The 11540-nt window shown below is 61.2% G+C and carries 11 protein-coding genes; 10 read left to right on the forward strand and 1 reads right to left on the reverse strand.

The window, feature by feature from the left end; all coding sequences use genetic code 11:
- The first annotated feature begins 80 nt into the window (after positions 1 to 80).
- The 10 genes from LOY68_RS06800 to pcaC all read left to right on the forward strand — a co-directional run bounded on the left by LOY68_RS06800 (position 81) and on the right by pcaC (position 9974).
- Entirely contained in the window at positions 81 to 1427 is a 1347-nt protein-coding gene (locus LOY68_RS06800) for an MFS transporter (RefSeq protein WP_054046893.1), read from the forward strand.
- Between the two features lie 271 nt (positions 1428 to 1698).
- The gene (locus LOY68_RS06805; RefSeq protein ID WP_054046891.1) at positions 1699 to 2556 is read left to right on the forward strand and encodes a CoA transferase subunit A; all 858 of its coding nucleotides are present in this window, start codon (positions 1699 to 1701) and stop codon (positions 2554 to 2556) included.
- Positions 2556 to 3335 (forward strand): CoA-transferase subunit beta, encoded by a 780-nt coding sequence (locus tag LOY68_RS06810; protein ID WP_265043751.1) that lies wholly within the window; start codon positions 2556 to 2558, stop codon positions 3333 to 3335. Before LOY68_RS06805 ends, LOY68_RS06810 begins: the two co-directional genes overlap by 1 nt.
- Positions 3332 to 4537 carry a 3-oxoadipyl-CoA thiolase gene (gene pcaF / locus LOY68_RS06815; RefSeq protein WP_265043753.1) on the forward strand — a complete coding sequence of 402 codons (1206 nt, stop codon included), beginning with the start codon at positions 3332 to 3334 and terminating at the stop codon, positions 4535 to 4537. The genes LOY68_RS06810 and pcaF overlap by 4 nt, the downstream gene beginning before the upstream one ends.
- A 35-nt stretch (positions 4538 to 4572) precedes the next feature.
- Positions 4573 to 5277 carry a protocatechuate 3,4-dioxygenase subunit beta gene (gene pcaH / locus LOY68_RS06820; protein WP_054615929.1) on the forward strand — a complete coding sequence of 235 codons (705 nt, stop codon included), beginning with the start codon at positions 4573 to 4575 and terminating at the stop codon, positions 5275 to 5277.
- Between the two features lies 1 nt (position 5278).
- A complete protein-coding gene (gene pcaG, locus LOY68_RS06825) occupies positions 5279 to 5845 on the forward strand; it encodes a protocatechuate 3,4-dioxygenase subunit alpha (protein ID WP_265043755.1) in 567 nt (188 codons plus the stop codon).
- A gap of 193 nt (positions 5846 to 6038) precedes the next feature.
- Positions 6039 to 7343: an MFS family transporter gene (locus LOY68_RS06830; protein WP_163908863.1), complete on the forward strand. Its 1305-nt coding sequence runs from the start codon at positions 6039 to 6041 to the stop codon at positions 7341 to 7343.
- Positions 7344 to 7388: 45 nt separating this feature from the next.
- Positions 7389 to 8753 carry a 3-carboxy-cis,cis-muconate cycloisomerase gene (locus LOY68_RS06835; protein WP_265043757.1) on the forward strand — a complete coding sequence of 455 codons (1365 nt, stop codon included), beginning with the start codon at positions 7389 to 7391 and terminating at the stop codon, positions 8751 to 8753.
- 11 nt (positions 8754 to 8764) lie between these two features.
- Entirely contained in the window at positions 8765 to 9571 is an 807-nt protein-coding gene (gene pcaD, locus LOY68_RS06840; protein ID WP_163908865.1) for a 3-oxoadipate enol-lactonase, read from the forward strand.
- 10 nt (positions 9572 to 9581) lie between these two features.
- Positions 9582 to 9974 (forward strand): 4-carboxymuconolactone decarboxylase, encoded by a 393-nt coding sequence (gene pcaC, locus LOY68_RS06845; protein WP_265043759.1) that lies wholly within the window; start codon positions 9582 to 9584, stop codon positions 9972 to 9974.
- 180 nt (positions 9975 to 10154) lie between these two features.
- Here pcaC and LOY68_RS06850 read toward each other — a convergent pair whose 3' ends face one another.
- Positions 10155 to 10970 carry a methyltransferase domain-containing protein gene (locus LOY68_RS06850; protein WP_265043760.1) on the reverse strand — a complete coding sequence of 272 codons (816 nt, stop codon included), beginning with the start codon at positions 10968 to 10970 and terminating at the stop codon, positions 10155 to 10157.
- Positions 10971 to 11540 lie beyond the last annotated feature (570 nt).

Raw genomic sequence — 11540 nt, forward strand, 5'->3', positions numbered from 1 at the left:
TTGACCCTCGGTCACGCTGGACGACGACCCCCCAATAATAATGAGAAGAGGCCACGCGCTCCTGGCGTGGAATAAAAATAATGAACCAGCCTCAGTCTGCTGTTGGAAACTGCCTCGACGTGCAGTCCTTCATCAATGCCCAACCCATCTCGCGCTACCAGTGGCGAGTGGTGATCCTGTGTTTCCTGATTGTCTTCCTTGATGGCCTCGACACCGCGGCCATGGGTTTCATCGCGCCGGCCCTGTCCCAGGACTGGGGCATCGACCGCGCCAGCCTCGGTCCGGTGATGAGTGCCGCGCTGATCGGCATGGTCTTCGGCGCACTCGGTTCCGGGCCATTGGCTGACCGCTTCGGACGAAAAGTCGTCCTGGTGGGCGCGGTATTTCTGTTCGGCATTTTCAGCCTGGCCTCGGCCTACAGCAGTAACGTCGATCAATTGCTGGTGCTGCGTTTCCTCACCGGCCTGGGCTTGGGCGCGGGCATGCCGAACGCCACCACGCTGTTGTCGGAATACACCCCCGAGCGCAAGAAATCCCTGCTGGTGACCAGCATGTTCTGCGGCTTCAACCTCGGCATGGCGGGTGGCGGATTCATTTCCGCCAAGCTGATCCCGGCGTTCGGCTGGCACAGCCTGCTGTTGATCGGTGGGATTCTGCCGCTGATCCTTGCCGTCGTATTGCTGTTCTGGCTGCCGGAATCGGCGCGTTTCCTTGTCGTCCGTAACCGTGGCACCGACAAAGTGCGCAAAACCCTGGCGCCGATTGATCCGGTGGTGGTGGCCCAGGCCTCCAGTTTCAGTGTGCCGGAACAGAAAACCGTGAAGGCACGCAATGTGTTCGCGGTGATTTTCTCCGGCACCTACAGCACCGGCACCTTGCTGCTGTGGCTGACCTACTTCATGGGCCTGGTGATCGTTTACCTGTTGACCAGTTGGCTGCCGACGCTGATGCGTGACAGTGGCGCGAGCATGGAGCAGGCCGCATTTATCGGGGCGTTGTTCCAGTTCGGCGGGGTATTGAGCGCGGTTGGCGTAGGTTGGGCGATGGACCGGTTCAATCCGCACAAGGTGATCGGCACTTTCTACCTGTTGGCCGGGGTGTTTGCCTACGCGGTCGGGCAGAGCCTGGGGCACATCACGCTGCTGGCGACGTTGGTGCTGGTGGCGGGGATGTGCGTCAACGGTGCGCAATCGGCGATGCCTTCGCTGGCGGCGCGGTTCTATCCGACCCAGGGCCGGGCGACCGGTGTGTCGTGGATGCTCGGGATTGGTCGATTTGGCGCGATTCTCGGGGCGTGGATGGGCGCGACGTTGCTGGGCCTGGGCTGGAACTTCGAGCAGGTGCTGACGGCGCTGGTGATTCCGGCGGCGCTGGCGACCACGGCGGTGGTGATCAAGGGCATGGTCAGTCATGCGGATGCGACCTGAGGGCAGGTTTCAGGGTTTTTGTTGAATTTGAGGGCCTCTTCGCGGGCAAGCCTCGCTCCTACAGGAATATGCATAGCCCTGTAGGAGCGAGGCTTGCCCGCGAAGCTTTTAAAGGTCGATAGCCAAACAACAATCTGTTCGATAAACGAACACTCAGTCGATTATCGGATTGTTTGGCCATTTTCTGCGGCTTACTCTTCAGTGACTTCGGCGCTGAACCTCGCGCCTTTTTCTTCCACTGTCGGTAAACAACAAAACGGGAGCCTGCCCCATGGCTGAAATCCTTTCGCTGCATGACGCGGTGAAGCAATTCGTCAACGACGGCGATACCGTCGCGCTCGAAGGCTTCACTCACCTGATTCCGACGGCGGCCGGTCATGAAATCATTCGCCAGGGCAAGAAAGATCTGACGCTGGTGCGGATGACGCCTGACTTGATCTACGACCAGTTGATCGGTGCCGGTTGTGCTCGCAAGCTGATTTTCTCCTGGGGCGGCAACCCTGGCGTGGGTTCGTTGCACCGTCTGCGTGACGCGGTCGAGAAACAGTGGCCGCATCCACTGGAAATCGAAGAACACAGCCACGCCGACCTGGCTAATGCCTACGTCGCCGGTGCCTCCGGCCTACCGTTCGCGGTGCTGCGTGCCTACGCCGGTTCCGATCTGCCTAAGGTCAACCCGCTGATCAAAACTGTCACCTGCCCGTTCACCGGCGAAGTGCTGGCCGCCGTGCCTTCGGTGCGCCCGGACATCACTGTGATTCATGCGCAGAAAGCCGACCGTAAAGGCAACGTGCTGCTGTGGGGCATTCTCGGTGTGCAGAAAGAAGCGGCGCTGGCCGCCAAGCGCTGCATTGTCACCGTCGAAGAAATCGTCGATGACCTCAATGCACCGATGAACTCCTGCGTGCTGCCGACCTGGGCCTTGAGCGCGGTCTGTCATGTGCCTGGCGGCGCGCATCCGTCCTACGCCCACGGTTACAACGAGCGCGACAACCGTTTCTACCAGGCTTGGGACCCGATTGCCCGGGACCGCGACACCTTCACCGCGTGGATCAACGAGTACATCCACGGCTGCGCTGACTTCAGCGAGTTCCAGGCCAAGCTGGCCGCTGCTTCGGAGGCCAAGTAATGACTTACACCACCAATGAAATGATGACCGTCGCCGCCGCCCGCCGTCTGAAGAACGGTTCGGTGTGCTTCGTCGGCATCGGCCTGCCGTCGAAAGCCGCCAACCTGGCGCGGCTGACGTCTTCGCCAGACGTAGTCCTGATTTACGAGTCGGGTCCGATCGGTGCCAAGCCGAGCGTGTTGCCGCTGTCGATTGGTGACGGCGAGCTGGCCGAAACCGCTGACACCGTGGTGCCGACCGGTGAGATTTTTCGCTATTGGTTGCAGGGCGGACGCATCGACGTCGGTTTTCTCGGCGCGGCGCAGGTTGACCGCTTCGGCAATATCAACACCACGGTCGTGGGCGATTACCACCAGCCGAAAGTCCGTCTGCCGGGTGCCGGTGGCGCGCCGGAGATCGCCGGTTCGGCGAAGAGCGTGTTGATCATCCTTAAACAGTCGGCGCGTTCGTTTGTCGACAAACTCGACTTCATTACCTCGGTCGGCCATGGCGAGGGCGGCGATTCGCGCAAGCGTCTGGGCCTGCCGGGCGCCGGTCCGGTCGGGATCATCACCGACCTGTGCATCATGGAACCGGAAGCCGGGACGCATGAGTTCGTGGTCACCGCGCTGCATCCGGGCGTGACCCGCGAGCAAGTGGTCGCGGCCACCGGTTGGGCGATTCGTTTTGCCGAGCACGTTGAAAACACCGCCGAGCCCAGCGAGATTGAACTCAAGGCGCTGCGGGATCTGGAAGCCCGCACCGCTGCGGCCCACGGCCAAGCACCCGGAGAAGCGTGATGCGTGACGTTTATATCTGCGACGCGATTCGCACGCCCATCGGCCGTTTCGGCGGTGGCCTGTCGGCGGTTCGCGCCGACGACCTGGCCGCCGTGCCGATCAAGGCCTTGATGGAACGCAACCCGTCGGTTGACTGGAATGCAGTGGACGAGGTGTTCCTCGGTTGCGCCAACCAGGCCGGCGAAGACAACCGCAACGTGGCACGCATGGCGCTGTTGCTGGCGGGTCTGCCGGAGAGCATTCCCGGCGTTACGCTCAACCGCCTCTGTGCGTCGGGCATGGACGCCATCGGCACCGCGTTCCGTGCGATCGCCAGCGGCGAAATGGAGTTGGCGATTGCCGGCGGCGTCGAGTCGATGTCCCGCGCACCGTTCGTGATGGGCAAGGCTGATGCGGCGTTCTCGCGCAACATGAAGCTGGAAGACACCACCATCGGCTGGCGTTTTATCAACCCGTCGATGAAAGCCCAGTACGGCGTCGATGCGATGCCGCAAACCGCCGACAACGTGGCGGACGACTACGAAGTGTCCCGCGAGGATCAGGACGCTTTTGCACTGCGCAGTCAGCAGCGAACCGCCGCCGCGCAAGCCGCAGGATTTTTCGCTGAAGAAATCGTTGAAGTGCGGATTGCCCACAAGAAGGGCGAAACCGTCGTCACCCAGGATGAACATCCACGCGCCGACACCACCCTGGAAACCCTGGCCAAACTGAAACCGGTCAACGGCCCGGACAAAACCGTCACCGCCGGCAATGCTTCCGGTGTGAACGACGGCGCGGCGGCGCTGATTCTGGCGTCCGCCGAAGCGGTGAAGAAACACGGTTTGACTGCCCGCGCGAAAGTGCTCGGCATGGCCAGCGCCGGCGTTGCGCCGCGCGTGATGGGCATCGGCCCGGTGCCAGCGGTGCGCAAACTCACCGAACGTCTGGGTCTGGCCGTCAGCGATTTTGATGTGATCGAACTCAATGAAGCCTTCGCCAGCCAGGGTTTGGCGGTGTTGCGTGAACTGGGGATCGCCGACGATGCAGCCCAGGTCAACCCGAACGGCGGCGCGATTGCCTTGGGTCATCCACTGGGCATGAGCGGTGCGCGGCTGGTGCTGACCGCGTTGCATCAGCTGGAAAAGACCGGTGGCAAGAAAGGTCTGGCAACCATGTGCGTCGGCGTCGGCCAAGGTCTGGCACTCGCGATCGAACGCGTCTGACCGCCGCCGACTAATAAGAACAGAGGAAAAGCGAAATGACTGACAAGCCTGGTTACCGTCGTCCGAAGGAAGGCACCCAGCCGGAATACCTGCACCCGACCTATCAATCCACCAACCGTCGCGCGCCGTCCAAGCCATTGGTGTTTTTGCCGCATTCGCTGTCGGAAATCACCGGCCCGACCATTGGCGCCGAGCGCATAAACGAGCAGGACAACGACCTGACCGCCCAGCACAACGGCGAGCCATTGGGCGAGCGCATCATCATTCACGGCCGCGTGCTGGATGAAGACGGCTTGCCGGTGCCAGGGATTCTGGTGGAGATCTGGCAGGCTAACGCCGCCGGTCGCTACAACCATGCGCGTGACCTGCACGACGCGCCGCTGGACCCGAACTTCACTGGCACCGGTCGCACCGTGACCGACGCCGATGGCTGGTATCAGTTCCAGACCATCAAGCCTGGCGCCTATCCGTGGGGCAACCACCACAACGCCTGGCGCCCGGCGCACATCCATTTCTCACTGTTCGGGCCGAGTATTCTGACGCGCCTGGTGACCCAGATGTATTTCCCGGGCGACCCGTTGCTGGCCTATGACCCGATCTACAACTGCGTGCCCGATACCAGCGCCAAAGAGCGTTTGATCGCCAGTTTCGACCTGGAAAAAACCATTCCTTCCTACGCCCTCGGTTATCGCTGGGACATCGTCTTGCGCGGCCGCGAAGCCACGCCGATGGAGAAATAAGATGACGCTGAACGCGACCACGTCCCACACCGTCGGGCCGTATTACCACATCGGCCTGACCTGGCTGAACCGCGAAGACCTGACCGTCGAACAAACCCTGGGCCAGCGCGTGGCGATCACCGGGCAAGTCGTCGATGGCAATGGCGATTTCGTCAACGACGCGATGCTGGAAGTCTGGCAAGCCAACTCCGCCGGTAAATACGACCACCCCGAAGACGAGCAGGACAAACCGCTGGACCCGAACTTCGAAGGCTTTGGCCGGGTGCCGGTGGATGCCGAAGGGCGCTTTCGTTTTACTACGATCAAACCCGGTACGGTTGAGGGGCTGAATGGCACGACCCAGGCGCCGCACCTGGTGGTATTGGTGTTTGCGCGCGGGTTGGTGAAGCACCTGCTGACGCGGATTTACTTTGATGGGGAGCCGGCGAACGTGGCGGACCCGTTGCTCGAATGCGTGCCGGCTGAACGCCGCAGCACGTTGCTGGCGAAGGCTGATGCGGCGGGTGTTTACCAGTGGAATGTGATCTTGCAAGGCACTGATGCGGAGACGGTGTTCTTCGATTACTAAGTAACCCTGTCCAACTGTGGGAGCGAGCCTGCTCGCGAAGGCGTCGTGTCAGTCGACATCAATATTGACTGACCCACCGCTTTCGCGAGCAAGCCCGCTCCCACAGGGGGGATTGCGTTGCCTTATGAAACTGCGGAACGGGACTGTTGCGAAGTGTGTCTAGACTCTCACTGTCCCCATTGAGTGAAAAACAATGACAACTACCACTGCTTCTACAGAGCACTACACCGGGGAAGAGCGCAGCAAGCGCATCTTCGCCATTGTCGGCGCCTCGTCCGGCAACCTGGTCGAATGGTTCGACTTTTACGTTTACGCCTTTTGCGCCATCTACTTCGCGCCTGCTTTTTTCCCCTCCGACAACCCGACGGTGCAATTGGTTAACACCGCCGGTGTGTTCGCTGCCGGGTTCCTGATGCGGCCCATCGGTGGCTGGATTTTCGGCCGTGTGGCGGACAAGCACGGGCGCAAGAATTCGATGCTGATTTCGATTCTGATGATGTGCTTTGGCTCGTTGCTTATCGCTTGCCTGCCGACCTACAAAGACATCGGCGTCTGGGCGCCAATCCTGTTGCTGTTCGCGCGCCTGCTTCAGGGCTTGTCGGTGGGCGGCGAATACGGCACCACCGCGACCTACATGAGCGAAGTCGCCCTCAAGGGCCAGCGCGGTTTCTTCGCCTCGTTCCAGTACGTGACGCTGATCGGCGGGCAATTGCTGGCGGTGTCGCTGGTGGTGATCCTGCAACAGTTCCTCACTGAAGAAGACTTGCGTGCCTACGGCTGGCGGATTCCGTTCGTGGTCGGTGCGGTGGCGGCGGTGATCTCACTGTTCCTGCGTCGTTCGCTCAAAGAAACCACCAGCAAGGAAATGCGCGAAAACAAGGACGCCGGCAGCATCATGGCGCTGTTCCGCGACCATAAAGCCGCGTTCATCACCGTGCTTGGCTACACCGCCGGTGGCTCGCTGATTTTCTACACCTTCACCACGTACATGCAGAAATACCTGGTGAACACCGCCGGGATGCACGCCAAGACCGCCAGTTACATCATGACCGGCGCGCTGTTCCTTTATATGTGCATGCAGCCGTTGTTCGGCATGCTCGCGGACAAGATTGGCCGGCGTAACTCGATGCTCTGGTTCGGTGCCTTGGGGACGCTGTTCACCGTGCCGATCCTGCTCAGTCTGAAAAGTGTCAGCAGTCCGTTCCTGGCGTTTGTGCTGATCACCGTGGCGCTGGCGATCGTCAGTTTCTACACCTCGATCAGCGGCCTGGTAAAAGCCGAAATGTTCCCACCCGAAGTGCGCGCACTGGGCGTCGGCCTGGCGTATGCGGTGGCGAACGCGATCTTCGGTGGTTCGGCGGAATACGTCGCCCTTAGCCTCAAAGCCGTGGGCATGGAAAACTCCTTCTACTGGTACGTCACGGTGATGATGGCGGTGGCGTTCCTGTTCAGCCTGCGTCTGCCCAAGCAAGCGAAGTATTTGCACCACGACCTTTGATCTTTACCCGTGGGCCCCAGTGGCCCACGCCCTCAAGGATTGTTTATGAACCAGCGACCGAACAATCAATTGTTCGATGCCTATTTCACTGCCCGTGATATGCGCGACGTGTTCTGCGATCAGGGCCGGGTGCAGGCCATGCTCGATTTCGAAGCGGCGTTGGCCCGGGCCGAAGCGCGGGTCGGGTTGATTCCGCACAGTGCTGTCGCGTCCATTGAGGCGGCGTGCCAGGCGAGGCATTACGATTTCGCCGCCCTCGGTGAAGCGATAGCCACGGCGGGCAATTCGGCGATTCCATTGGTCAAGGCCCTGGGCAAACAGATTGCCGCGAACGATGTCGAGGCCGAGCGCTACGTGCACCTGGGCGCGACCAGTCAGGACGTGATGGATTCCGGTCTGGTGCTGCAACTGCGCCGGGCACTGGAGCTGATCGAAAGCGATCTGGCGCAACTGGGGGAAACCCTGGCGACCCAGGCCTGGCGCTACGTGGCCACGCCGCTGGCCGGACGCACCTGGTTGCAACACGCCACGCCGGTGACCCTTGGCATGAAGATCGCCGGTTGGCTGGGCGCGGTGACTCGCAGTCGCCAGCGTTTGCGCGAACTCAAACCACGCTTGTTGGTGCTGCAATTTGGTGGCGCTTCCGGGACCCTCGCGGCCCTTGGCGAGCAGGCCATGCCGATTGCCAACGCCTTGGCCGAAGAGCTGCAACTGACATTGCCGGAACAACCCTGGCACACCCAGCGCGATCGTCTGGTGGAGTTTGGCGCGGTGCTTGGCCTGATCGCTGGCAGCCTCGGCAAATTCGGCCGCGACATCAGCCTGTTGATGCAGACCGAAGCTGCTGAAGTCTTTGAACCTGCGGCGCCGGGCAAGGGCGGTTCCTCGACCATGCCGCACAAGCGCAATCCGGTGGGTGCGGCGGTGTTGATCGGCGCGGCGACCCGGGTGCCGGGCTTGCTCTCGACCCTGTTCAGCGCCATGCCGCAAGAACACGAACGCAGCCTGGGCTTGTGGCATGCCGAGTGGGAAACCCTGCCGGAGATTTGCTGCCTGGTGTCCGGCAGCCTGCAACAAGCGTTGCTGCTGGCCGACGGCCTGGAAGTCGACGCGACCCGCATGGCGCGCAACCTCGACCTGACTCAGGGCCTGGTGCTGGCCGAAGCGGTGAGCATCGTCCTCGCGCAACGGGTCGGCCGCGATACCGCGCATCATCTGCTGGAACATTGCTGCAAACGCGCGGTGGCCGAACAGCGTCATCTGCGTGCGGTCCTCGGTGACGAGCCGCAAGTGACGGCGCAACTGTCGGACGCTGAACTGGATCAATTGCTGGACCCTGCCCATTACCTCGGCCAGGCCCATACCTGGGTCGAGCGCGCGGTGGCTGAACATTTTGCGTTGACTGCCTGAAGGAGGCTGCCGTGGCATTCGTACAACTCGCCGAGGGCGAACTGCACTATCAAATTCAAGGGCCTCAACTCGATGGCCCGGAGGAGGCGCCGGTGCTGGTGCTGTCCAACTCGCTGGGCACAGACCTGCACATGTGGGACGCGCAGGTGGCGGCGTTCACCAAGCATTTCCGGGTGCTGCGTTTCGACACACGTGGCCATGGCCAGTCGCTGGTGACGCCGGGGCCGTACACCATCGAACAACTGGGCCACGACGTGCTGGCGCTGCTGGATGCGCTGCACATCGAGCGTGCGCATTTCTGTGGTTTGTCTATGGGCGGCCTGATCGGGCAGTGGCTGGGGATCAACGCTGGCGAGCGGCTGAACAAGCTGATCGTGTGCAACACCGCAGCAAAAATCGGCGATCCGTCGGTGTGGAACCCGCGAATCGAAACTGTGCTGCGTGACGGTCCGGCGGCGATGATTGCCTTGCGTGATGCGTCGATTGCGCGCTGGTTTACTCCGGACTTTGCCGAAGCCAATCCGGCGGCGGCGAAGAAGATTACCGACATGCTTGCGGCCACTTCGCCTGAAGGTTATGCGGCCAATTGCGCCGCTGTGCGCGATGCCGATTTCCGCGATCAGTTGTCCTCGATCAAGGTGCCGCTGCTGGTGATTGCCGGCAGCGACGACGCGGTCACGCCGCCGTCCGGTGGGCACTTTATTCAGGCACACGTGCAGGGCGCCGAGTACGCCGAGTTCTATGCCGCGCACCTGTCCAACGTCCAGGCCGGCGCCGCGTTCAGCGAGCGAGTCCTGGCGTTTCTGGCGAATCATTGAGGGGATCTTTGTGGACGAGAAACAACGTTACGACGAAGGCATGGAAGTTCGCCGTGCAGTGCTTGGCGACGCACATGTCGATCGCAGCCTGAATGCCCTGACCGAGTTCAACTCGGAGTTCCAGGAAATGATTACCCGCCACGCCTGGGGTGATATCTGGACCCGCCCGGGCCTGCCGCGCCATACCCGTAGCCTGATCACCATCGCCATGCTGATCGGCATGAACCGCAACGAAGAACTCAAACTGCACCTGCGCGCCGCCGCCAACAACGGCGTGACCCGTGGCGAGATCAAGGAAGTGATCATGCAAAGCGCGATCTACTGCGGGATCCCGGCAGCGAACGCCACGTTCCACCTGGCGGAGTCGGTGTGGGATGAGTTGGGGGGTGAGTCGCGGGAGTGATCTTTGACGTTTGCGGTGTTTGAGCTGACGCCTTCGCGGGCAAGCCTCGCTCCTACAGAGGAACGCGACTTCCTGTAGGAGCGAGGCTTGCCCGCGAAGGCTGAGTATCAGTCGATATAAATCTTGCCTGACACACCGCCTTCGCGAGCAGGCTCGCTCCCACAGGGGGATCGGGTGGCTTCAGACCGTGGCGACGATGAAAATCCGCTTGAATGGAAACAACGTGCGCCCGTCATGCTCCGGCGGGTAATGCTTATGCACGCGCATCAGGTAGTGATAAATGAAGCGTGTCAGTTCGTCCTCCTTGAGCCCCTGCATCACCGGCCGTAGTGCCGAGACCTTGACCCAGTCATAGATCGGCGACTTGCCGTCCACCACCTGCAGCTGTTCGGTTTCCCAGATGTCCAGTGTCCGGGTGATCGGCGCGAGCAGCCGGTAATAATCTTCCAGTGACAGTAACGGCCGCGCGGCCATTCTCTGGCGCAGCTCCAATGATCCCAGCGGGGCGCCATCCGGGCCGCCGCTTTCGAGGGTTTCGAGCATCAGTTGATACCACAACGCGTCGCGCCAGTCGGGCATGTGCGCCGCCAGGCAACCGCCGGGATTGAGCTGGCCGAGCAGCCCTGGCAGCAACTGTTCGTGGCCGGTGACAAAGTGCAGCACGGCGGCGGCGAGCAGTAAATCGGCGGGTTGTTCCGGTTGCCAGTCCAGCAGATCGCAGTGTTTCCACATGGCCTTGATCGGCAAGCTCCGGGCCTCGGACAGCATTTGCTCCGAGCTGTCGACGCCCATCAATCGGGCCCGGGGCCAGCGTTTGGCAAGTAGCTGGGTAGCAATGCCGGTGCCGCAGCCCAGGTCATAGATGCATTTGGGGTGTTTGAGCTGAACGCGGTCGAGCAATTCATTGACCGGTCGTTGCCTGAGCCTGGAAAACTGCTGGTACGCCTTGGCATCCCACCGGTTATTGCCCGGTGCGGGGTTGGGTCGAGTGATCATGAGGTGGTCCTCTGGTGATCAGCGGTGTCTTCCGATGACAGCCTGGCTAAGTCCTGGGACCCACAACAACAGATAACGGAAGTCGAGGAGGGTTGAAAAGCGCCTGAGTCCTGTCAGGTTTTTTCACTGTAATAGATAGGCGGCAAAGTGCCAGCCAAGCTGACGGGTGGCCGGCATCTCCTGGCGGTTTAACTGACGGTTCAACTGCGCAAGAAGTTGCGCAGTTAGCGCCTGGATCTTCTCCCGAAAACCGCTGTAAGCCCCGTTTTACGAGACTTACAGACAAGTGCGCAAAAAGTTGCGCAGTACTGCGCAACTTCTTGCGCACTTCAAGTCCTTTTTCATCACCCAAAACCGAGAAATAGCCCCCGTGCTTTCGCAAGTTTTTGAAAACTAATGGCTCGCGGATGGCTGGCACGCATTTTGATCCCATTGTCCCTGCCTGGGCCGTCCATCACGCCGTCCGCTCGCTGTTTTGAGCCAGCAGCGTTGACGCATGTCGAAACGTCGCACGAGGAACAAGGAATGTTCGCACCGACCCGAAAAGCCGCCAATGTGCTTGTTGTGAGT

This window comes from Pseudomonas sp. B21-053 (assembly GCF_026016365.1).
Taxonomy (GTDB): Bacteria; Pseudomonadota; Gammaproteobacteria; order Pseudomonadales; family Pseudomonadaceae; genus Aquipseudomonas; species Aquipseudomonas nunensis.